We start from the raw sequence: 21,803 nt of genomic DNA on the forward strand, positions 1-21,803 counted from the left end.
AATCAGTCGGTCTCGGTCTCGTTTTCGAGCTGGTACTCCTCGATGTGGGGCGTTTCTGTCGGTTGAATCTCGAGGCGTGCCACTGTCGTGTCCTCGCCGAGGACGGTCAGGAGGAACGGATCTCGTGGGGAGACGATCCACTGTTGGCCCTCGACGTCGGTCGTTCCCACGGTTTCGCTTTGAACGGCGTCACCGACGGTGACAGTTGCGCCGATCACCGGGTCTTCGGTCTCCGCATCGAGAACGGTCACACGGAGGGGGCCGCCGGGGTACGTCCGGTCGACGGTCACGTTGAGCCCTTCCTGAACGTCGGCGACGGACACGTGGCCATTGGTGGGTTCGAGCGGCATCCGCTGGTGGTCGATGAACACCTGTTCGCTGCCCCCATCGACGAACGTTGTCAGCTCCCCGCCGGCGTGTGGCACCTGGACGATGAAGATGCCGTCGGAGCCGATCGAGTCGGCTCCCTCGCGGGTCGCGGCGATTTCGGGGTAGCTGCCGAACGTCACGCGCTCGGCACCCTCGAGGTCCATCGATCCGGTCGTCGACCGGTCCTGGCGGTCGGGGACCTTCGCCTCGCGGACGTACTCGCCGTCGTGTATCATCGACAGCACGACCGCGTCGCCGCCGGACTCCACGAACACTCGCTCCGTGGGATGCTCTCCCTGGAGTATGTCCGCCGCGTGGCTCCGGACGGGTCCTTCGTAGGTTCGCAGCTGGAAGTCGATGTTGTTCGCCCGAACGTCGACGCTGAAGTCCGGCGTCTCGTCTGCCTGTTCTCGAAGCATATCGAGCCGTTCGCGCAGGATCTGCGCCTCCATGCTCACGCGAGCGAGCCGGACGACGAGTTCCCTGGCACTGATCTCGCCTGCGCTGTAGGCTTCGACGGCGCTCCGCTCCCGTCCGTTGAGCGTTATCTCCTGCTGCTCGATCTCGGAAATCTCCGCGAGGATCTGGCGCTGACGTTCGTCGGTTTCCTCGATCGATTCGAGCTGTCTTGCTATCGCTGCCGTCTTGAGTTCCATTCCGGTCGCGTCGGTGCCGAGTCCGACAGCCGGTCCGATGTCGGCGTGTTCGCGCCTGATCTCGGAGGTGTCGACTTCGTCGTCCGGGATTCCGAGCACCCGGGTAGCGTTCTCGTTGTCGGACTCGAGCTGTCCGGTGTCGGTACCCATGGCGGTAACAGCGCCGTCGTGGAGGAAGGCGTCGTCGGCATCGACGGCTGGCTGGGCCCCGTTTGCGTCCGGGGCGAACGCGCCGGCACCGGCGGTGGCGACGATCAGGAGGACCGAAAGGAGGATCGGGGCGGCCTTCATCGTACGATGGCTTTTCCACCGGCGCTACAAAAACTCTCCTACGCCGGCCCGTATCCCTCCGGAAGCATGGAAAGCGTTTTGCCCGGGGCCGGATAGTTTCCTCCATATGCGGCTTTCCGCCCTCTTGGCCGCGGTCGTGCTGCTCGGAGCCCTCGCCGGTGCGGTCGCGGCGTCTCCCGCAACGGGAGCGTCAGCCCCGGACCCTTCAGCCGACACCCTGCAGCCGTCCATCGACGGTGACCAGTCACACCCCTTCGAGAGTCTCGGCAACTCCGAGAATCCCCCCGAAACGACGATCCGCATCGTGCTTCACGATGACGGGAACGCCACCTGGAACGTGACGGTCGAGTATGGACTCGACACCGACGCCGAGCGGGACGCCTTCGACGACTTCGCGACCGACTTCGAAGGCGGAACCGCGGACGCCCCGTTCGACGTCGAGACGTTCGAACGGATCGTCTCGGTCGCCGACGACTCCACCGACCGGGAGATGGCGATGACAGACGTCCGGCGGACCGCAGAACAGACGGAGGACGTGGGGACGCTCCGCGTCGAGTTCACCTGGACGGCGTTTCTCGCGACCGACGGTGATCAGCTCGTTCTCGACGACGCGTTGACGACGGCAGCCGACGAACCACTACTCGGATCGCTCGAATCGAACCAGCAGCTCGTGATCGTCACGCCGGACGGCTACCAGGTGGACACCACGCCGGGTGTGAACCCCGATCTCAGAGAGGGTAACGCGTGGCTCGAAGGGCCACAGCTGTTCACTGCGGAGGATCGTCTGATCGTCACGTACAGCCCCGTCGACACCGATCCGACTCCGGGAACGCCGACCGAAACAGCCGACGGCTCCTGGGAAATCATCGGCGGCGCGTTCCTGATCGGGGCGGCGATCCTGATCGCCGCGCTGCTGTATCGTCGCAAGACGGAGGGCCCGGACATCCCGTCCGATGCGGTCGTACCGACGGCAGGGGAGAATTCCTCCGGCGACACGCCGTCGCCGACCGACGAGGGCGCCGTGGAGTCGGATGGCCGGGAGGGGGCCGACGACGAGGTCGATCTCTCGCTGCTCTCCGACGAGGAGCGGGTCGAACGCCTGCTCGAGCAACGCAGCGGCCGGATGCGACAGGCCGCGATCGTGGAGGAGACGGGGTGGTCGGACGCGAAGGTGTCCCAGCTCCTCTCGACGATGGCCGAGGACGGACGGGTAGAGAAGCTCCGCCTCGGCCGGGAGAACCTCATTTCGCTCCCGGAGGACGCCGACGAGGGCGAAAACGGCGACACCGACGCCGAAGAGTGATCGCGTCTCCCGTTGATTTCAGTTGAACCGCGAACGGAGGGGCCATCAAAACGTTTACCATCGGCGGAAGTGACCCCTCTTTCATGAAAGTTCTCGTCACGGTGAAGGAGGTCGCCGAGGCCGCCGACGACTTCGAGATCTCGGGGATAGAAATCGAGGAGGGATATCTGGAGTACGACCTCAACGAGTGGGACGACTACGCGATCGAGGAGGCCGTCCAGCTTTCAGAACAGCGCGACGACGTCGAGACCGTCGGGGTGACGATCGGGCCCGAGCGCAGCGAGGAGACGATCCGGATGGCGCTGGCGAAAGGCATCGACCGGGCGGTACGCGTCTGGGACGACGCGATCGAACGCCAGGACCTGCTGGACGTCGACGCGAAGGCGCGGCTGCTCGAGGCCGTCGTCGAGGCGGAGGACCCCGACCTGGTGTTGTCGGGCGTGCAGGCAAACGACGACAGCTTCGGCGCGACCGGCGTAGCGCTCGCCCGTCAGCTCGGGTTCCAGTGGGCCGCGGTGGTAAACCGGATGGAGCTTTCCGACGACGATACGATCGCGAACGTTCGACGTGAACTGGAGGGCGGCGTCGAGGAGCTGACCGAAATCGACATGCCGGCGGTGCTCACGATCCAGACGGGGATCAACGAGCCGCGGTACGCCAGTCTCCGCGGCATCCGGCAGGCCCAGAGCAAGGAGATCGACGTGCAAAGCCTGGACGATCTGGGACTCGGCGAGGAAGCCGTCGAGGGGGAGCTCGACCTCACGAGCATGTACGAGCCCGTAAGCGAATCCGACGCCGAGATCTTCGAGGGCGACCCCGATGAGACGGCCGGGAAACTTGCTGCGGTCCTCCAGGAGAAGGGGGTGGGTGCCCAATGAGCGCCGTGCTCGCGGTCGCGGACCACCGTCGCGGCGCACTCCGGGACGTGAGCTTCGAGCTGCTCGCCGCGGGTCGGGAACTCGCCGACGCCCTCGGCGGAGAGTTCCATGTCGCGGTGATCGGCGGCGACGTCGAGTCGTTCGCCGAGGAACTGAACCGGGAGGGCGTCGACGTCGTCCACACCGTCGACGAGGGGGAGGAGTTCAACCACGACGTCTACGTCCAGACCGTCGAGGCCCTGTGTGAGGAAGTCGACGCGACGGCGATCCTCTCGCCCAACAGCGTCAACGGGTTAGACTACGCGCCGGCGGTCGCAAACGGGCTGTCGATCCCGCTTGTGACCGACGCGATCGCACTGGAGTACGAGGGCGGGCTCGAGGTGACCCGCGAGATGTACGGCTCGAAGGTCGAAACCACCGTCGAGGTGGGTGCCGACCGGTTCTTCGTGACGATCCGGAGTGGGGAGTGGCCCGCGGTCGAGGACCGGGGCGACGCGTCGATCGAGCCGTTCGAATTCGAACTGGACGAGTCGGCCGTCGGCAGCCGCGTCCAGGGGTTCGAGGAGGTCGGCGAGGGCGACGTCGACATCTCGGATGCGGACGTGCTGGTGTCGGTCGGTCGCGGCATCGAAGAGGAGGAGAACCTCGAGATCGTGGAGGCGCTGGCGGACGCGCTGGACGCGACGCTTTCGGCCTCGCGACCGGTCGTCGACAACGGTTGGCTGCCGAAGAACCGCCAGGTCGGTCAGTCCGGCAAGGTGGTCTCGCCGGAGGTGTACATCGCGGTCGGCATCTCGGGGGCGGTCCAGCACGTCGCCGGGATGAAGGGGGCGAAGACGATCGTCGCGATCAACACCGACCCGAACGCGCCGATCTTCGACATCGCCGATTACGGCATCGTCGACGACCTCTTCGAGGTCGTTCCCGAACTGACCGAGCAGTTCGAGTAGCGCTCGGAGGGTTCCGAGAGCTCTCGTTTCGTCACCTACAAACGCGCGGATCCCCTTTCTCCGGTGATGGAGTATCTCGAGCATCGGGTCGAGCTCGTGAACGACCGCCTCAGCGAGGTCATCGAGGGGGTCGAACCCGGACAGCTGAGCGCGGAGCTGGAGCACGTCGTGCTCGCGGGCGGCAAGCGAGTCCGTCCGGCAGTGACGGTGCTGTCCTGCGAGGCGTGTGGCGGGGATCCGGCGGACGCGGTCGACTTCGCCGCGGGCGTCGAGTTCGTTCACAACGCGTCGCTCGTCGTCGACGACATCATCGACCGCTCGCAGCTTCGTCGGGGAACCCCGAGCGCCTGGGCCGAGTTCGGCTACGGCCCGGCGTTGATCACGAGCGACGGGCTCCTCGGCGAGGCGTTCTGGCTGTTTTCCGCGGACGATCGGGCCACCCAGATCGTCGCGGAGGCGATGGTCGAGCTCGGCGAGGGGGAGGCGACCGAGCTCGTGTCCTACCCCGACTCCGAGGAGGCGTACATGGAGCTGGCCCGGCGAAAGACGGGCGCACTGTTCCGTGCGGCGGCGGAGCTGGGCGCCGTCGCCGCCGACGCGGACGCGTTTACCGTCGAGGCGTTCGGCGAGTACGCAGAGCGTGTCGGGATCGCGTTCCAGATCCGGGACGACGTGTTGGACGCGACTGCAGACGCCGACGACCTGGGGAAACCGACCGGCCAGGACGAACAGATGGACCGGCCCTCGTTCGTTCAGGTGACCGGGCTCTCCGTCGAGGAGGCGAACCGGCGGGCACAGCGCCAGGCCGACCTCGCACTCCAGTCGCTCGAGGCGGCCGACGTCCCCGAGACCGCGGCGAAGGGATATCTCCGCGACCTCGCGGAGTTCGTCGTCGTGCGGGAGCGTTGACCCCGTTTCCGAGGACGTCTTTTCCCTCCTTTCTGCATCCTCGTGTGTAATATTCTCGCGAGGACGTATCGAAGTACTCATAGTTGCGCAATCAGGTACTGGCTTCATGAACAGAGCCGAGAAGGCCGCTTTGCAGTTGCAGGCAGTCGCCGTCTTGCGAATGCTGAAGCAGACTCGGACCTACGACGAGCTCGCCGAGCTAACCGGGCTTCCGGCGGGGGATCTGAACCGGTACGTCAACGGCCACGTGTTGCCCGGAACTGATCGCGCACGCGAGGTGGTCGACGGGATCGGCCGGGAGGCGCTCGCGACGGAGCTTCGAGCCCGGGTCTCCGTCGACGACGAGGGGTACGTCGACAACTCCTCTGTGGTGTTCGATCAGTCGTTTCTCGACCTCGTCGCGCCGGTCGCCGCCGAGACGCTCGGCTTCGATCGGCCGGACGTCGTGTTGACGGCGGCCACCGACGGGATCACTCTCGGGGCGGCGATGGCCTCCTACTTCGACGCGCGCGTCGCCTACGCGAAGAAGTCCAAAGAGACCGCAGTCGAGGAGTTCATCGAATCGCGACACCGGCTCGCCTCGGGAATCGAGCTCACCTACTACCTGCCGGCGACGGCGATCGACGAGGGGGAGACGGTGCTGGTCGTCGACGACCTCATCCGGTCGGGGGAGACCCAGGAGCTACTCCTGGACATCGCCGAGCAGGCCGACGCCGAGGTTGCCGGCGTCTTCGTACTGATCGCCGTCGGCGAGGAGGGACTCGACCGCGCTCGCGCGTTCACGACGGCGCCGGTCGGCGCCCTGACGACGTTCGAAGAGTGATACTGGTTATGAGCGGAGCCCCGACGACCACGACGGCTGCTCCGATCAGTACTCACGTTCCCGCAACGTAACGCGTGCTTCGTTGGAATATTGGCCTTGTTTTGTACACGGTTGTGTATACTATTCTCTTCGTCTATGAGAATATTTAAGCCATCGTCGGAGGTATGCCTCCCTGTGCTACCATGGGGTTGAGCGAAACACTTTCGTCGTACTTCGACGTCGACGACCACGGCTCCGACGTCCGTACTGAAGTTCTCGCGGGGATCACGACGTTCCTCGCGATGAGTTACATCATCGTCGTAAACCCGGCGATCCTCTCGTATGCGATCCTGTGGGACCACGGGGCAGGAGAGCGTGCTGACACTGCGGTCATCGACGGGGCGACCTACACGGCGACGGAGGTGTTCCAGATGCTGGCGATCGTCACCATCCTGGCATCGATTGCGGCAATCGTGGTGATGGCGTTTTACGCGAAACGGCCCTTCGGGCTCGCGCCGGGGATGGGGCTAAACGCCTTCTTCGCCTTTTCGGTCGTCGTGGGCTTCGGTATCCCCTGGCAGACGGCGCTGGCGGCGGTGTTCGTGGAGGGCGTGATCTTCATCCTGCTGACGGCGGTCGGCGCCCGCAAGTACATCATCTCGCTGTTCCCCGAACCGGTGAAGTTCGCTGTCGGAGCCGGTATCGGCGTGTTCTTGCTTTTCATCGGTCTCCAGGAGATGCAGATCGTCGTCGGGGATCCCGAGACGCTCGTCCGGCTGGGTGACCTCTTCACCAACCCCGTGGCGATCGTGGCGCTGGCGGGCCTGATACTCACGCTCGTGTTGTGGGCCCGCGGCGTGACCGGCAGCATCGTGATCGGCATCCTCGGGACGGCGGCGGTCGGATGGATCGTCGCTCTGGCCGGGCTCGTCGAGCGCGGGACGCTCGTGGACGCCCAGCTGCTCGAACGGACACAGACGGAGGGATTCCTCTCGGTGCTGATGGACGTCCAGTGGGACATCACGCCGCTTGCGGGTGCGTTCGTCGACGGGTTCACCCACGTGGAACCGATCACGTTCGCGTTCGTCGTGTTCACGTTCTTCTTCGTGGACTTCTTCGACACGGCGGGGACGCTGATCGGCGTCTCCCAGTTCGGCGGCTTCCTCGACGAGGAGGGCGACCTCCCGGAGATGGACAAGCCGCTGATGGCGGACGCGATCGGCACTACCGTCGGTTCGATGCTCGGCACCTCGACGGTGACGACGTACATCGAATCCTCGACCGGAATCGAGGAGGGCGGTCGGACCGGGCTCACCGCGCTGGTCGTCGGGGGGCTGTTCCTGCTTGCGATCCCGCTGGTGTCGCTGGCGTCGATCGTGCCGGACTACGCCTCCTTTATCGCGCTGGTCGTGGTCGGCATCATCATGTTCCAGGGCGTCACCGACATCGACTGGTCGGATCCCGCCTGGACGGTGTCGGCGGTGTTGACGATCACGATCATGCCGCTCACCTACTCGATCGCCGACGGACTGGCGGCGGGGATCATCGCGTACCCGATCGTCAAGCTCGCGATGGGCGAAGGTCGTGACGTCGTCCCCGGCCAGTACGCCATCGCGGCGGTGCTGGCGCTGTACTACGTGCTCCAGACCGGCGGATTCATCCTCTGAACCGAGCGAAGCGTTTTGGCGACTCCGTCCGCGTGCTTTCGCGGTTTTGCACGCCCAGAGCATAACCCCCGGTAGTTCATCCTGCTCAGGGGCATACCCGGAACCGATGACGGAACTCGTCCTTTATGAACTGCAGGGTTGTCCCTACTGTGCGATGGTCCGCGAGAAACTCGCGGAGCTGGAACTCGAGTACGAATCCAGAACCGTCCCCCGTGTACACCACGAGCGGACGGAGGTGCAGGAACGCAGCGGCCAGACTGGCGTCCCCGTGCTGGTCGACGAGGCGAACGGCGTCGAGGGGATGTCGGAAAGCACGCGGATCATCGAGTACCTCGAGGAGACGTACGGCGAGACGGTCGAGGAGACGTACGGCGAGACGTCCTGACGAAGCGTCACCGGGGGCGTCGTCACTCCTCGCGAGGTTCCGAAAGCGAGGTGATCCGCCTCGCGTCCTCCCAGGCGCGCTCGAACGTCGCGTCCGCCCGGGCCGCGAAGTGGCGGTCCCGGAAGTTCACCATCCCGAACAGATCGTCGGGTGCTGCCGGATTCGGGATCGCGATGCAGATCTCGACGTCGTCGATCAGCGTGAAGTTGCCGTGGAGATCGTCACTCGCCCGGAGTTCGAACAGCGACCAGTCGAACGGCTGGTGGTCGAGCCCGTCCCCCCTGCCCAGCTCGCGGCTGATCTGTGCGAACACGGACTCGGAAAGCAAAATCGAGATGTCGACCTCGCGCCTGTAGGCGCCGAACAGGGTCTCCAGGATCCGGGGACCGAGTTCGTCGAGTTCGAACTGAGAGCTCACGGTGTCGGCCACGAGCGTCACTGACGATTCGGCGGTGTCGATGCGTTCGAGCAACAGCTCCATCGACTCCTCCGGGCCCATCACTGCCGTCCAGAACTCGTCTTCGGGCACTTCGATCTCGCGGAGATCCGCGAGCAGTTCCGCCCGCTGTGCCTTGTACCGTTCGAGACGGTCGCGCAGTTCCCGGGTCCGAACCTCGAGTAACCTGTCGACGACCACCTCCGGTTCGACTGCGGCGTAGACGGTCGGATGGCTGCCGTCCTGTGTTCGGACTGCACCGTGGGACGTCAGCCCGCCCAGGGCGTCGTAGATTCGCCCCGTCGGGACCCCGCTCGCCTCGGAGATCTCGCTGGCTGTGGCGGATCCCAGCGCGAGCAACGCCCGGTAGGCCCGCTCCTCGTAGCTGGATAGACCGAGATCTCGAAGCGTCGCGTCTTCCCCGTCGATCCGGCTTTCCGTCCCCTCGCGTCCGTCAGCCATTGCGATCTATCTACACTTAAACCTCCACAGTATAAACCAGTTATCGTGGATCCTATCTCTTCCAGATTGACACTGATCGAATCCGAATTAACCCGTTTCACTACTGAAAACGTCCGATTTGGCTGCCTGACTGGTGTCGGAAACTGTTGCCTCTCGGACTTATAACCATATAAAAACTGATATTATGTTTTTGGTGGTTTGAAAACCGTTATCCGTCACAGTCCCCGAGCGGATCTACAATGAGCTCCCCGTGGCGCCGAGGGATCGTCGGTGCGGTCGCGACGATCGTGTTTCTGTCGGCCGTGATCGCCGTCGTCGGAATCAGCCTGGGGACCGGGGTCGGCGTCGTCGAGGCCAACGAGACGAGATCGGGAGTCGTCCAGGGGAGCGCCGAACTCGACGTCACGCTGCCGGACAACCGGGTCGCGGCCGGGGAGACGGACACGCTCGAGTTCTTCATCGCGAACGACGGGGAGGTACAGTCGACGGGGCAGCATCCCTCGGAGGCGATCGATCGAGCCACGGAGGCGCGGTCGGTCAGGATCGACGTCGACGACACGCGGGGGGCGCCGATCGACGTCCGGACGAACGAACAGTTCGTGGGGACGATCGAGGACGGCGAATCCAGCGGCCCTCACGGGTTCGAGGTGTTCGTCGAGGAGGACGCCGATCCGGGCGAGTACACGATCGACGTCGAGGTGACCTACCGCGACGCCCAGTTCGTCTACTACACGCAGTACGACGACGGGGACGCCGACTACGAGGAGGACGTCCGCCAGCGATCGGAAACGTTCCGGATGACAATCGAGGTCGAAGACGAAGCTCGATTCGAGGTCACGAACGTGACACACGACGTCGGGATCGGCGGGACCGGGCTCGTCGAGTTCGAAGTCGAGAACACGGGCAGCGAGGACGTCGACGAAGTCGTGGCGACGGGGACGGCCCAGGACCAGGACTTCTTTTTCGGCTCGGGAGGGCCCAGCTCGGAGACGTTCGTCGGCGAGTGGGAGGCCGGCGAGACGCGGACGATCGCGTTCCGCGGGGGGACAACCGCCGACGCGATCCGGACGTTCTACACTGTCGATCTGGATCTCGAATACGACACCCAGGACGGGGAACGGCTCGCCCGGTCGGTCCGGACGGCAGTTCGGCCACACCCCGCACACCAGTTCCGGATCGAAGAACTCGACCACTCGATCGGCGTCGACGAGTCGGGGACGCTGACCCTCGAGATCAGAAACGCCGGAAACGAGCCGGTCGAGGAGGCGTCCGTCGCGGCGACGGCACAGGATCAGGACGTCTTCTTCGGATCGGGCGGCCCCAGTTCGGAGACGTTCGTCGGGGCGTGGGAGCCGGGGGAGACCAGAACAGTCGAGTTCCGGGCGGGAACGACCGAGGAGGCGATCGAGAAGTTCTACGCGATCGACGTCGACGTCGCCTACCGCACCGTCGACGACGAGGCGTTCGAACGAACGCTCCGAACCGGGGTCCAGCCGCTGGCCAAACAGCGGTACCAGGTCGTGGACGTGGACCACGACGTCGCAGTGGGTGACGACGGCGTCCTCGAGATCGAACTCCGCAACGACGGCCCCCGGGACGTCACTGAAGCGTCGGTGACGGTCTCGGCGGGCGATCAGGCGATCGTGTTCGGCTCGGGCACCGCCGGCGAGACGATCACGGCCGGCGACCTGACGTTCCAGCCCGAAGGGCCCGGGTCGCCGACCTCGGAAGCGTTCGTCGGCGAGTGGGAGGCCGGCGAGAGTATAACGCTGTCCTACCGCAGCGGGGCGACAGACGACGCGCTCGAACGGGAGTACACCGTCGACGTGACCGTCGAGAGCCGCGACGCCGACGACAACGATCTGACTCCCCGGAGCAGGACGATCGGTCTGCGTCCGCTGCCCGAACAGTCGTTCGCGGTCGGCGACGTCGAAAGCTCGCTGTACGTCGGCGAGGACGGCACACTCGAGGGAACCGTCACCAACACCGGAGAGCGGACCGTCGAGAACGTGGTCGTGCTGTACGACAGCGACCTGGCGAACCTGTTCCCGAGAGAGACCCAGTACGCCGTCGGCTCGCTGGAGCCGGGCGAGTCCGCCGAGTTCCAGTACCGGATCGGGGTGAGCCGCGACGCCGAAGCGGGGCCCAGACAGCTGGAGCTGACCACGCGATACCGCAACCACCGCGGCGAGGTCCGGCTGTCGGACGCGACCGACGTGTTCGCGACCGTCCAGCCACAGCGAGACGAGTTCACACTCCGCCCGGCGGAGGCCACCCTCGAGCCGGGCGAGACCACTCGGATCGAGATCGACATCGAGAACACCTACGACGAGACGCTCCGGAACGTCCGCGCGAAGCTGTTCACAAACAGCCCGCTGTCCAGCGACGACGACGAGGCGTTCCTGACGGAGATCGCGCCCGGGGAAACCGAGACGATCGTGTTCGAGGTGAGCGCCTCCGGCGGCGCGGTCGCGAAGACGTACCCCGTTTCGATCGACTTCCGGTACGACGACGAGCGGGACCAAACCCGGCTGTCGGACACCTACCGGGTGCCCGTCGAGGTGGTCGAACCGGCCGAGCCACTGGTTCCGCTCTGGCTCATACTGCTCGTCTTGGTGCTCGCCGCCCTCGCAGGCTGGCGGTACCGGGATCGGCTCCCCGACCGGGAACAGCTTCGCGAGGAGTGGGAGCGGCGCAGGGGCAAACGCGGCCGTTCCGGCGACCGATGAGTCGCGGCCGGTGGGACTACCAGCCGGCGCTGGATACGGTCAACCACTGGATCACCGAGCGTCCCCGGGCAGTGATTCTGGCGTTTCTCCTCGTCACTGGGCTGTTTGCCGGCGGGCTGGCGAACATCCAGTTCGACGCCGGCACCGACGCCTTCACCGATGACGTCCCCGAACAGCAGGCGCTCGACCGGGTCGACCAGGAGTTCGAACCCGCCTTCGACGACGACGAGACGACGACGCAACTCCTCCAGCGGGGCGAGAACGTCCTCTCGCGGGACGGGGTGCTCCGAATGCTCGAGTTGCAGTACCGCATCGAGCGGAACCCCGACATGCGGGTCGTGGAGGCGACCAGCCCCGCACGGGGGGTCGCGCAGGTGCTTGATCCGAACGCAGAAACCCTGGAAGCACAGATCTACGCCGTCGAGGGGGCCACCGAAGCGGAGGTCCGGGCGGCCGCCCGAACCCTGGTCGAGGAGAACCCGGCGATCACCCGGTCGCTGTCGGACGACTTCAACGAGCGGGAGATGCACGCCTCCGCGACGATCGGCGTGGTCACCCACCAGATCCCGGAGGGGGGAGACGACACCGAACGGGAGATCCAGCGACAGGTCGAGTCGACCGCCGACGGAGTCGGCGGTGACGTGATCGTCTTCGGTGGCGGCATCTTCGATGCGGAGTTCGAGGCCGCGCTCGTCGACTCGCTTTCGATCATGGTGCCTGCTGTCGGATTGCTCATTTTGCTTTTCCTGATCGTCGCGTACCGCGATCCGGTCGATCTCATTCTCGGGCTCGTCTCGCTTTTCATGGCGGTCATCTGGACGTTCGGCTTCACCGGGATTGCGGGGATTCCGTTCAACCAGATGATGGTCGCGGTGCCGCCGCTGTTGCTCGCGGTCGGGATCGACTTCGGCATCCACGCGGTCAACCGCTACCGCGAGGAGCGGATCGCCGGCGAGGGGATTCACGACGGGATGACCGCAGCGTCCAACCAGCTGCTGGTCGCCTTCTTCATCGTCACCGGCACCACCGCGATCGGCTTCGGCGCCAACATGGCGAGCGACCTGGGGCCGATCCAGGAGTTCGGCTTCGTCGCAAGCGTCGGGATCGCCTTCACGTTCCTCATCTTCGGGGTGTTTATGCCCGCAGCGAAGGTGTTCCTGGACGACCTCCGCGAGGGGACCCGGTTCCCGGAGTTCAGCAACGAACCGCTGGGCTCCGAGGAGTCGACGCTGGGGAAGATCCTGCCGCTCGGGGCAGTCGCGGGACGGAAGGCACCGATCGCGATGCTGCTTCTGTTGCTCGTCGCCACCGCCGGGATGGGCGTCCTCGCGACCGACGTCGAGACCCGGTTCGACGACGAGGACTTCCTGCCGTACGAGGAGATGCCCGTCTACATCGACGTCATCCCCGAACCGCTCGGGCCCGGGGAGTACACGGTCACCGAGGCGGTCAACTTCCTCGGGGACAACTTCGAAACCGGCGAGGACGACGAGGTGACGGTGTACGCGGAGGGGCCCCTGCGGCAGCCGTACGCGCTCGAGTCCATCCACCGGGCCGGCGCGGATCCCCCGCCGACGTTCGTCGCCGACGGCGACCGGGCGGTCGCACGCAGCGTCGTCACCGTCATGCAGGAGTACGCCGAGGAGGATCCGGAGTTCGCGGCGCTGCTTGCAGAAAACGACGTCAGCGGGAACGGCGTCCCGGACCGAAATCTCGAGGAGATCTACGACGCGCTGTTGTCCTCCCCGGTCCGCGAGGAGGCGCTCAACTACGTCTCCGAGGACCTGGACGCAACGCGGGTTATCTACTCCGTCGAGGCGGACGCCGGCCAGGAGCCGGTCACCCGCGACGCCCGTGACGTCGCCGGCGACTACCGGCTGGAGGCGACCGCGACCGGCAACATCGTCGTCTTCCAGGCGCTGACCGAGCTCATCCTCGAGTCGGCGATCGTGAGCCTCGCGATCGCGCTCGCCGTCACCGGCGTCTTCCTCGTCGTCGTCTACGACGTGCTCGAACGCCGAGCGTCGCTGGGCATCGCGAACCTGGTTCCGATCGTCGTCACGGTGGTGTTCCTCGCGGGGACGATGCCGCTTTTGGACATTCCCTTCAACGCGCTCACGGCGACGATCCTCTCGATCACGATCGGCATCGGCGTCGCCTACTCGGTCCACATCACCCACCGGTTCATCGACGAGTACAACCAGAATCCGGACGTCTACGCCGCGCTGTTGACGACGCTTCGAGGGACCGGCGGCGGCATCACCGGCAGCATGATCACTACCGCCGGCGGGGTCGGATCGCTGCTGCTCGCGGTCAGTCCGATGCTCGGGCAGTTCGGCCTGTTGATGTCGGTGAGCGTGATCTACTCGTATCTGGCTGCGCTGATCGTGTTGCCGCCGACGCTGATCGTCTGGGAGCGCCGATTCGGGTGAATCGAACCGCTGCCGTCGGTCGATTTCGTGGCGTGGCCGAAAAACCGTTATAGCTAGCGGTCGACTGTCTGAGCGACGATGACCGAGCGGCTCGAGGCCCGGAGCGCCCGGATCGAGCGGTCCCTGGAGCGGACGCTTTCCAGCCCTCACGCCGACGTCGAGTTCGACTCGATCCGCGACCGGTGGCCATCCGGATACGTCCGCGGACAGCTGTTTCTGGCGCTCGTCGACGCGGTCGGGACCGACGTCGCCGATCCGTTTCCCGCCGCCGTGTCGCTGGAACTGTCGTATCTCCAGGCGCTCGTTCACGGACGGATCTTGGAGGACGTGTCGCCGACCGGCCGAACGGCCCGGGAGGACGACCGCGCGATCCTCTCGGGGGATTACCTCCAGGCGCGGGCGTTCGAACGACTCGGTCGACTCGACGCGCCGGCCCCGCTGGTCACCCGGTGTTTCTCGGTGCTGACTCGCGCGAGTATCCGCACCCACGAAGGCCAGTTCGAAGCGCGACAGTTCAGTGGGGACACGTCCCCGGCGGACGCCGGGGTCGTCAGGTTCGACCACACTGCGCCGGCGGTCCTCGGCGGGGCCGCCGCGCGGCTCGCGGGCGTCCTGGGGGAGCTCGATGAGGCGACGCTGTCCAGTCTCGAGGAGGGCGGCGCCGCCTTTGGCTGGACGCTCGCTACGGAGGCGATCACGGGGAACGCGGCCATCGCCCGTCCGCGGGAGTCGCTCGACCGGATCATCGGCGGGATCGTCGATAGCTGTCAGACGGCGGCCGCCCCCGGATTACACCGGAATCTCCGCCGGATCGCAGACAGCGTCTGTGAGGAACGCGATCCCGTCACACCCAGCGGCCGACCGTAGTCCCCGACTCCCGTGACGGTTGCGGCCCCTCCCGACGACGGCAAACTGGCTCTCGGTGCTATCGTTCGGGGTGGACGTTCGCGTCGAACCCGCCCCTGACGAGGGGTTTCGCGACGTGGCGCCGGGCACACGGCGGCACCTCGTACCAACCCACGTCCAGCGCTCGATCGATCGGTTTCGGCCGTTTCCGTTCGGCGGCGGTCCCGCAGTCCCGACACCGGTACCCCTGGTTTTGTCCGGCGGAGGACATCGACCGGCCACAGTCGGGGCAGGTCGGGTTGACCCGCTCGGTTTCGACCAGTTCCCTGACGGCGAACTTCTCGAGCTTGAGTGTGCCGTCGGTGTGCTCCCCACAGGCGGTGATCTGATCCCCGGACCGGAGCGCCCGGACGCGCTCCCGGAACCGTTTCGTCGGCTCGAAGGCCGCACAGGTGACGGTCGGGGGGGTCTCCATCCCGGAATCCCTGGGACGGGCGAGTTCGAAGAACACGTGTCCCCCGCGACGCGTCTCCGGCGGGCTCGCGACGGTTCCCTCGACCCGGTAGCCCGCCCCGTCCCGGAGCGATCCGATCTCCCCGGGCGCGAGGTGGGCGTCGGTCCCCTGGTTGGTCAGAAACGTCGCCGTCCGTTCGACGGGCTCGGCGTCGATCCGATCGGCGACCGCTCGGCAGGCGTCGGGATCGTCCCCTCGGATGCCATAGAGGATCGGTCCCGGCGCGTTCGGGACGCAAACCGCCTCCCCTTCCGCCCGGTCGACGGTGTCCCAGACGGTCGGGTAGCCCCAGTCGGCGGCGTCGAAGACGCTGTCGACGTCGACCTCCCGGGGCGTGCCACACCGGTCGAACTCCCGGTAGGCGACGTGTTCCGTCGTCCAGTCGTCGAACGCCCGCCAGGCGCCGACCGCCGCCAGCGCGCCGATGCGTCCCCGTCCCACGACGTCGTCGGCTCCGGTCGCCGCTGGCGTTCCTCCGCCGAACGCCTCCTGTTCCCAGCCGCGTCGCTCGATCAGGTCGATCGCCTCCGAGAGGTCGTGAAACTCCCGCAACGCGTTCCGGGCGAACGTTGCGACGTCTTCCGGGATCGCAGCCGGCTCGACGTCGGCCACGACCGCTCCCGGGGACGTTCGTGGATCGTCCGCAATTGCCAGCCCGGACAGCTCCTCGCGAACCAGCTCCAGCGCCAGGTCGGGATCGACGTCGGCGTGCAGCGCGAGCGCCGCGTTTCCCCGGGTTTTGTGTGGGACTGCCGGGTTGAGCCGGACCAGTAGCTGCCGCCGGACCTCGCCGCCGGCCGCCTCGATGCGCTCTTCGAGCCGTGCCGCGAGGTAGGTCGTACACATCCCGCGTTCCCGGGAGTCGGTGTCGTCGACGCCCACGATCGTCGCTGTCGACTGCGTCACTGGCGGCCGTAATCGGCGGACGGATAAGGGGGTTTCGCGGACGTCCTGCGGTTCAATATAAACGACCCGGACGCCGAACGTAAAACCGCCAGACGGCGTAATACCGGTATTCCGAAATTCCCACAACACATATATGCTGGAAGTCACTTATATTTCAGTATGTCACGGATGGCGCTCGTCGAGAACGTGGTCGCCATGCTCGAGGACGCCGGGTTCCTCGTCAGCGACCGGTGTGCCGTCCGTCCGAAGAGTTTCGATATCGCTGCGCGGCGGGGGGAGGACCTCCTGCTTTTGAAGATCCTGGGCAACGTCGACGCGCTGGACGCCGGCACCGGCGAGGAGATGCGGCGGCTCGGGCAGTACCTCGAGGCGACCCCGATCCTGCTCGGGCTCCGGACCCGAAACGAGGAGCTGAAACCGGGCGTGGTGTATTTCAGACACGGGGTACCGGTCATTCACCCGGACACCGCCTACGACCTGTTCGTCGAGAAGGTCCCGCCACTCATCTACGCGGCGCCGGGTGGGCTGTACGTCAGCATCGACGGCGACGTGCTCGCGGACGAACGGGAACAGCGCGGCTGGTCGCTGGGGAAGCTCGCCAACGAGCTCGGCGTCTCCCGGCGCACGGTGTCGAAGTACGAGGACGGGATGAACGCCTCCATCGAGGTCGCCGCCGAACTGGAGGACCTGTTCGACAGACCGTTCTCGAACCCGGTGGACGTGCTCGAAGGGGCCGACGAGGTCCGCGACGCCGAGCCGACGCCCGAGGCCCCGGAAGCGGATCCGGACGACCACCACGTGGTCGCAGTGCTGTCCCGCGCCGGCTTCACCGTCCACCCGACGCAGCGGGCGCCGTTCAAGGCGGTCGGCGAGGACGTCGCCGAACAGCGGATGCGGGTGCTCACGGGTCACTCGGAGTTCACCAAAAGCGCCGAGAAGCGCGCCCGGCTGATGTCTTCGATCGGCCGAGTCACCCGAACGCAGTCGGTGTACTTCACGGAGTCGGACGCCCGCAAGGAGTCCGTCGACGGAACGGCGCTGGTCTCGTGTGAGGAGCTCGCCGGCATGGACGACCCCGAGGAGATTCGGGAGGTCATCCGCGAGCGGGGCACGGAACCGGGCGAGGCCTGAAAACGACCGTTCTGCAGTCGGCGCCTCACTTTTTCAGCCCGCTGCCAGTCAGCGGCACGACCACGTCGTCGTCGGGCGCCAGGACGCCGCGGCTCCGGTACTCCCGCAGCGCCGCGGGTGCGACGGCACACGTCGGCTCGGTGTAAAAGCCCGCGGCGTGGAGCCGGTCGAGTTCCCGTTCGGTTGCCGATCGCGAGACCGCGATCGCGTCGCCGTTCGTCTCCTCAATCGCCTCGCGGATCCACTCCAACTGGGCCGGATCGGCGATCTGGATGCCGTCGGCGGCGTCGTTGTGTTCACCATCGCCCGGCGCGGCGGCCGCCTCGCCGTGACGCTGTCGGACCACCGGTGCGACGCCGGCAGCCTGCGCGCCCAGCAGTCGCGGGAGACGATCGATCCAGCCCGCCTCCCGGAGCCGTTCGAACCCCAGATACGCGCCCAGAAACAGCGTCCCGTGGCCCAGCGGAACGACAACGGCGTCGGGAACGGTCCAGTCTCGCTGGAGGGCGATCTCGTAGGCGACCGTCGCGGTCCCTTCGAAGAAGGCCGGGTTGTAGGCGTGGCTCGCGTACCAGGCGTCGCCCGATTCGACTGCCTCGATACAGGCGTCGGTGACCTCGCCCCGGCTGCCTTCCACCCGAACCGCCGTCGCGCCGGCGCGCTCGATCGCGCGGAGCTTCGACTCCGTGGCCGCGGCTGGAACGTAGATCTCGGCGTCCATCCCGGCACGGGCGGCGTACGTCGCGATCGCGGCGCCGGCGTTGCCCGAGGAGTCCTCGACGATCCGGTCGACGCCCAGCTCTCGGGCCCGGGTCAGCGTCGTCGTCGCGCCCCGGTCCTTGAACGAACCCGTCGGGAAGACGTACTCCAGCTTGAACGTGGCGTTCCACCCGGGCTGGTCAGTTCGGGAGGACCGACGATCGGCGTCCACGAGCGGCGTCAGTCCCTCCCCGAGGCTGATCCGGTCTGTCGGATCGTCACCGACTGCAAGGAGGTCGGCGAAGCTCCACAGTCCGTCCCGGGCGTCGAACGTCGCCGGATCCGGCGGGTCGCTCCCGAGGCCGGTCGGTTGCCAGTCGAACCGGAGCGGGGATCCACAGTCACACCGCCACCGGTCCGGATAGCTCTGTCCGCAGGCGGGGCAGCTGAGCGGTCTCGGTGTCGGCGTTCCGGTGTCGGATTCCGGGGCGTGGTCACCACTCATCAGTGTCTATCCATCAGTACTCGTCGACGTCCGTCCCCACGGAACAGACGTACTCGCCGGTCGCGACCTGCGGCAGGCGACGACTCCGCCAGAAGATCCCGTCGCTTTCGGCGGTCACCCGGGTTTTCTCCTCCCCGAACGGGCCGGTCACGCGGAACAGCACGTCGCCGGCGGCTACTCTGTCACCGAGGTCCTTTCGGAAGTGAACGAGCCCCCCGACCGGCGAACCGTACTGGTCGAAGCCCCTGGCGCGGGTCTGGGGATTCAGATCGGCGTTCCCGTCGATGAAGCCGTAGTACTGCAACACGTTGAACAGCCCCTCGACCCCCTTCTGGACGGAGGTTTCGTCCCAGCCGACGCTCCCGCCCAGTTCGGGATCGATCGTCGGGATCCCCTCGTCGGGGCCGACACGCGCGAGCTGTCCGTCCGGTCCCTTCTGGTCGAAGACGTGGCCGCAGCCGAACACCTTCGCGAGGTGGAGACAGTCGGCGTGCATCCGGTGACGCCGACCACAGCGAACCCGAACCTCGTTTATCATGCGACTGGTCGATCCCTGGTGGAGGTCGACGATGAGATCCGCGTCCTTCGCGGCGTCGAACGTCGCAGCGGCGATGCGTTCGCTCGTCGAGCCGTGTTCGTCGCCGGGGTAGGTCCGGTTCAGCTTCGTGTCGTCGATCGGGTTGCGGTGTTTTGCGACCTGGAACCCGTAGTGGTTCACGATCCCGACGACGAGAACCGTTCCGGACATCGACGAGGGGTCGAGCTCCGGCACGACCCGCGTCAACACGCCGAGGCCGTTGAGCTCGTCACCGTCGCTTACGGCCTGCACGTACAGCGTTTTCCCGTCGGAGGCGCCGTTTACCACACAGACCGGGAGCCGAACCGGACTCCCGTCCCGCGCCTCTCCGACCGCGAGGCGGCCGGTGTCGAGTTCGCCGGGTGCCGCGCTTGCGGTACCGAGGCTGATCGTCATTGCCCGATACTCGAACGCGAGCGCCTTTATCGGTTCGATCCGCCGCGATCCTCGATAAATCCTCAACTATTATATAAATTGTCGAACTAATCCGAACGAAATGGTCTCCGGCGACAGTGCGGGCGACCCCGCCGTCGACGACGACGAGGATTACGACGACGTAGACGAGGAACTCGACGAGGAGCTCTCCCGTCGACTCCAGCGGATCAAACAGCGGGGCTGTAACGTGCTGGTGACGAAGAGCACGGGCGGTCCCGCCGTCGATCTGATCACCGCCCGGCTGCTCGGCTCACCCCGGGAGGAGCGGTACCGGATCCTCGTGATGATCCGCGACGACGTCGACGCGCTTGCCGTGAAGTTCCCCGGCGGCGTCTCGATCCTCGACGACGAGACGCATCTGATCGACTACCGTGACGAACTCGACGGCGACGATCCGGATCCCGGAGAGTTCCCGCCGCCGGAGGGGGAGGATCCGCTCGTGGAGCTCCGTGCACAGCTGGAAAACAGGATGGCAGACTGCCTGTCGGGGCGCGAGCTCGAGCCGGCACAGCTCCGGGTCGGCGTCGACTCGCTGGGGCCGCTTCTCGAGCGATACCCGACCTCGACAGTTTCGGAGTTCGTGACCGACGTCACGAGTTCGGTCCGGGAGGCCGACGGGATGGGGCATTTCCACGTCGCGATGTCGGACGAACGGGCACGGGAACTCCCGTTCGCCTCGGCGTTCGACGCCCGGATCGAGCTGCGGCAGATCCAGGCCCGCCCTGCAGCCCACCGCATTCATCTCCCCGAGTACGGCGCGAGCGACTGGATGTACGTGCGGTGAGCGAGCAACGGCCCCACAGCCGTCGGGTACCGTATCTTATATCCTTGGGCCGACCGTCGGTTCCGACGATGATCGATCTCCGTTCTGACACGGTCACGACACCCTCGGATCGGATGCGCGAGGCGGCCCGCGACGCCGACGTCGGAGACGACGTCTATCGGGGTGACCCCACGGTGAACGAACTCGAGCGGCGCGCGGCCGACCTCGTCGGCACCGAGGCGGCGCTGTACGTCCCGTCGGGAACGATGGGCAACCAGATCGCGATCCGGGTCCACACCGACCGCGGCGAGGAACTCCTCCTCGAACAGGAGTCACATATCCACCGCTGGGAGGTCGCCGGTGCCGCGCAACTGTCGGCAGTCCAGTCCCGGCTGGTCGACGCCGGCGATCGGTGCGTTCCCACGCCCGAGCAGGTGCGGGAGGCGTACGTCGAAGAGAGCCTCCACCGGCCCGGGACCGGGCTGCTGTGTCTGGAGAACACACACAACTACCGGGGCGGGATCGCCGTCCCGAAAGCGCACGTCGACGCCGCTGCAGAGGCCGCCGGCGAGCTTGGGGTTCCGGTCCACCTCGACGGCGCACGGCTGTTCAACGCGAGCGTCGCCCTCGACACGCCGGCCGACGAACTGGTCGAGAACGTCGATTCGGTGATGTTTTGCCTCTCGAAAGGGCTCGGCGCACCGGTGGGCTCGATGCTCGCCGGCCCCGAGGAGTTCGTCGAACAGGCACGCCGGATCCGCAAGCTGTTCGGCGGAGGGATGCGTCAGGCGGGCGTGATCGCCGCACCCGGGCTGGTCGCACTCGAGAACGTCGATCGGCTCGCCACCGACCACGAGAACGCCCGCCTGCTCGCGGCCGGGATCGACGAGATCGAGGGGCTTTGCGCCCCCGAACCCGAGACGAACATCGTCGTCGTCGACTCGAGCGAACTGGGGACGACCGCCGAAAAGCTGGTCGCCGCCTGCGAGGACGCTGGCGTCGGTGCCGGCGCATTCGACGAGTACACCACCCGGCTTTGCACGCATCTGGACGTCTCCCGGGCGGACGTAAAGGAGGCGGTCGACCGCATCGAATCGGTCGTCGAGTCGCTCGACGGGTGAGGAGTCCCTCCTCGGTCGTGGTCTCCGATCCGCGTCG

At 66.5% G+C, this 21,803-nt stretch carries 18 protein-coding genes; 13 read left to right on the forward strand and 5 right to left on the reverse strand.

Annotation, left to right across the window (positions count from 1 at the left end; translation table 11 throughout):
* Positions 1-2: 2 nt before the first annotated feature.
* On the reverse strand, positions 3-1,316 hold the full coding sequence (locus RH858_RS15090) for a hypothetical protein (RefSeq protein WP_310562320.1): 1,314 nt from the start codon (positions 1,314-1,316) through the stop codon (positions 3-5).
* A gap of 106 nt (positions 1,317-1,422) precedes the next feature.
* Between RH858_RS15090 and RH858_RS15095 the strand changes: the two genes are divergently transcribed.
* The 7 genes from RH858_RS15095 to RH858_RS15125 all read left to right on the forward strand — a co-directional run bounded on the left by RH858_RS15095 (position 1,423) and on the right by RH858_RS15125 (position 8,210).
* Positions 1,423-2,619: a helix-turn-helix domain-containing protein gene (locus RH858_RS15095; RefSeq protein WP_310562321.1), complete on the forward strand. Its 1,197-nt coding sequence runs from the start codon at positions 1,423-1,425 to the stop codon at positions 2,617-2,619.
* An 83-nt stretch (positions 2,620-2,702) separates the two neighbouring features.
* Entirely contained in the window at positions 2,703-3,497 is a 795-nt protein-coding gene (locus RH858_RS15100) for an electron transfer flavoprotein subunit beta/FixA family protein (RefSeq protein ID WP_259534062.1), read from the forward strand.
* Positions 3,494-4,447 carry an electron transfer flavoprotein subunit alpha/FixB family protein gene (locus tag RH858_RS15105; RefSeq protein ID WP_310562322.1) on the forward strand — a complete coding sequence of 318 codons (954 nt, stop codon included), beginning with the start codon at positions 3,494-3,496 and terminating at the stop codon, positions 4,445-4,447. The genes RH858_RS15100 and RH858_RS15105 overlap by 4 nt, the downstream gene beginning before the upstream one ends.
* Positions 4,448-4,513: 66 nt before the next feature.
* Positions 4,514-5,356 carry a polyprenyl synthetase family protein gene (locus tag RH858_RS15110; protein WP_310562323.1) on the forward strand — a complete coding sequence of 281 codons (843 nt, stop codon included), beginning with the start codon at positions 4,514-4,516 and terminating at the stop codon, positions 5,354-5,356.
* A gap of 106 nt (positions 5,357-5,462) precedes the next feature.
* Positions 5,463-6,179, forward strand: coding sequence for a phosphoribosyltransferase family protein (locus tag RH858_RS15115; RefSeq protein WP_310562324.1), 717 nt, complete (start codon positions 5,463-5,465; stop codon positions 6,177-6,179).
* Positions 6,180-6,361: 182 nt separating this feature from the next.
* Positions 6,362-7,825, forward strand: coding sequence for an NCS2 family permease (locus RH858_RS15120; protein WP_310562344.1), 1,464 nt, complete (start codon positions 6,362-6,364; stop codon positions 7,823-7,825).
* A 106-nt stretch (positions 7,826-7,931) separates the two neighbouring features.
* A complete protein-coding gene (locus tag RH858_RS15125; protein WP_310562325.1) occupies positions 7,932-8,210 on the forward strand; it encodes a glutathione S-transferase N-terminal domain-containing protein in 279 nt (92 codons plus the stop codon).
* A gap of 22 nt (positions 8,211-8,232) precedes the next feature.
* Here the strand turns inward: RH858_RS15125 and RH858_RS15130 are convergent, their stop codons facing one another.
* Positions 8,233-9,108, reverse strand: coding sequence for a helix-turn-helix domain-containing protein (locus RH858_RS15130; RefSeq protein WP_310562326.1), 876 nt, complete (start codon positions 9,106-9,108; stop codon positions 8,233-8,235).
* 239 nt (positions 9,109-9,347) lie between these two features.
* Between RH858_RS15130 and RH858_RS15135 the strand changes: the two genes are divergently transcribed.
* The 3 genes from RH858_RS15135 to RH858_RS15145 all read left to right on the forward strand — a co-directional run bounded on the left by RH858_RS15135 (position 9,348) and on the right by RH858_RS15145 (position 15,136).
* A complete protein-coding gene (locus RH858_RS15135; RefSeq protein WP_259534056.1) occupies positions 9,348-11,837 on the forward strand; it encodes a hypothetical protein in 2,490 nt (829 codons plus the stop codon).
* Positions 11,834-14,269, forward strand: coding sequence for an MMPL family transporter (locus RH858_RS15140; protein ID WP_310562327.1), 2,436 nt, complete (start codon positions 11,834-11,836; stop codon positions 14,267-14,269). Before RH858_RS15135 ends, RH858_RS15140 begins: the two co-directional genes overlap by 4 nt.
* Before the next feature lie 78 nt (positions 14,270-14,347).
* Positions 14,348-15,136, forward strand: coding sequence for a polyprenyl synthetase family protein (locus RH858_RS15145; RefSeq protein WP_259534054.1), 789 nt, complete (start codon positions 14,348-14,350; stop codon positions 15,134-15,136).
* A gap of 58 nt (positions 15,137-15,194) precedes the next feature.
* Here RH858_RS15145 and RH858_RS15150 read toward each other — a convergent pair whose 3' ends face one another.
* The gene (locus RH858_RS15150) at positions 15,195-16,475 is read right to left on the reverse strand and encodes a tRNA(Ile)(2)-agmatinylcytidine synthase (RefSeq protein WP_259536452.1); all 1,281 of its coding nucleotides are present in this window, start codon (positions 16,473-16,475) and stop codon (positions 15,195-15,197) included.
* A 219-nt stretch (positions 16,476-16,694) separates the two neighbouring features.
* Between RH858_RS15150 and RH858_RS15155 the strand changes: the two genes are divergently transcribed.
* Positions 16,695-17,666 (forward strand): transcriptional regulator, encoded by a 972-nt coding sequence (locus RH858_RS15155; protein ID WP_259534053.1) that lies wholly within the window; start codon positions 16,695-16,697, stop codon positions 17,664-17,666.
* 25 nt (positions 17,667-17,691) lie between these two features.
* Here RH858_RS15155 and RH858_RS15160 read toward each other — a convergent pair whose 3' ends face one another.
* Together RH858_RS15160 and RH858_RS15165 are read right to left on the reverse strand one after the other, a co-directional pair.
* Complete coding sequence (locus RH858_RS15160) at positions 17,692-18,870, reverse strand: threonine synthase (protein WP_310562328.1); 1,179 nt, start codon at positions 18,868-18,870, stop codon at positions 17,692-17,694.
* 13 nt (positions 18,871-18,883) lie between these two features.
* Positions 18,884-19,843 (reverse strand): succinylglutamate desuccinylase/aspartoacylase family protein, encoded by a 960-nt coding sequence (locus RH858_RS15165; RefSeq protein WP_310562329.1) that lies wholly within the window; start codon positions 19,841-19,843, stop codon positions 18,884-18,886.
* 100 nt (positions 19,844-19,943) lie between these two features.
* Here RH858_RS15165 and RH858_RS15170 point away from each other — a divergent pair, with 100 nt between their 5' ends.
* Positions 19,944-20,666 (forward strand): hypothetical protein, encoded by a 723-nt coding sequence (locus RH858_RS15170; RefSeq protein WP_259534050.1) that lies wholly within the window; start codon positions 19,944-19,946, stop codon positions 20,664-20,666.
* 68 nt (positions 20,667-20,734) lie between these two features.
* Complete coding sequence (locus RH858_RS15175) at positions 20,735-21,766, forward strand: GntG family PLP-dependent aldolase (protein WP_259534049.1); 1,032 nt, start codon at positions 20,735-20,737, stop codon at positions 21,764-21,766.
* Positions 21,767-21,803 lie beyond the last annotated feature (37 nt).

Origin of the sequence: Halalkaliarchaeum sp. AArc-GB (genome assembly GCF_031432225.1) — an archaeon.
GTDB lineage: Archaea > Halobacteriota > Halobacteria > Halobacteriales > Haloferacaceae > Halalkaliarchaeum.

Coding starts and splice junctions, on each gene's coding strand:
- RH858_RS15090 (WP_310562320.1), bottom strand. CDS start 1,316: ATGAAGGCCGCCCCGATCCTCCTTTCGGTCCTCCTGATCGTCGCCACC.
- RH858_RS15095 (WP_310562321.1), top strand. CDS start 1,423: ATGCGGCTTTCCGCCCTCTTGGCCGCGGTCGTGCTGCTCGGAGCCCTC.
- RH858_RS15100 (WP_259534062.1), top strand. CDS start 2,703: ATGAAAGTTCTCGTCACGGTGAAGGAGGTCGCCGAGGCCGCCGACGAC.
- RH858_RS15105 (WP_310562322.1), top strand. CDS start 3,494: ATGAGCGCCGTGCTCGCGGTCGCGGACCACCGTCGCGGCGCACTCCGG.
- RH858_RS15110 (WP_310562323.1), top strand. CDS start 4,514: ATGGAGTATCTCGAGCATCGGGTCGAGCTCGTGAACGACCGCCTCAGC.
- RH858_RS15115 (WP_310562324.1), top strand. CDS start 5,463: ATGAACAGAGCCGAGAAGGCCGCTTTGCAGTTGCAGGCAGTCGCCGTC.
- RH858_RS15120 (WP_310562344.1), top strand. CDS start 6,362: ATGGGGTTGAGCGAAACACTTTCGTCGTACTTCGACGTCGACGACCAC.
- RH858_RS15125 (WP_310562325.1), top strand. CDS start 7,932: ATGACGGAACTCGTCCTTTATGAACTGCAGGGTTGTCCCTACTGTGCG.
- RH858_RS15130 (WP_310562326.1), bottom strand. CDS start 9,108: ATGGCTGACGGACGCGAGGGGACGGAAAGCCGGATCGACGGGGAAGAC.
- RH858_RS15135 (WP_259534056.1), top strand. CDS start 9,348: ATGAGCTCCCCGTGGCGCCGAGGGATCGTCGGTGCGGTCGCGACGATC.
- RH858_RS15140 (WP_310562327.1), top strand. CDS start 11,834: ATGAGTCGCGGCCGGTGGGACTACCAGCCGGCGCTGGATACGGTCAAC.
- RH858_RS15145 (WP_259534054.1), top strand. CDS start 14,348: ATGACCGAGCGGCTCGAGGCCCGGAGCGCCCGGATCGAGCGGTCCCTG.
- RH858_RS15150 (WP_259536452.1), bottom strand. CDS start 16,475: ATGTGTACGACCTACCTCGCGGCACGGCTCGAAGAGCGCATCGAGGCG.
- RH858_RS15155 (WP_259534053.1), top strand. CDS start 16,695: ATGTCACGGATGGCGCTCGTCGAGAACGTGGTCGCCATGCTCGAGGAC.
- RH858_RS15160 (WP_310562328.1), bottom strand. CDS start 18,870: ATGAGTGGTGACCACGCCCCGGAATCCGACACCGGAACGCCGACACCG.
- RH858_RS15165 (WP_310562329.1), bottom strand. CDS start 19,843: ATGACGATCAGCCTCGGTACCGCAAGCGCGGCACCCGGCGAACTCGAC.
- RH858_RS15170 (WP_259534050.1), top strand. CDS start 19,944: ATGGTCTCCGGCGACAGTGCGGGCGACCCCGCCGTCGACGACGACGAG.
- RH858_RS15175 (WP_259534049.1), top strand. CDS start 20,735: ATGATCGATCTCCGTTCTGACACGGTCACGACACCCTCGGATCGGATG.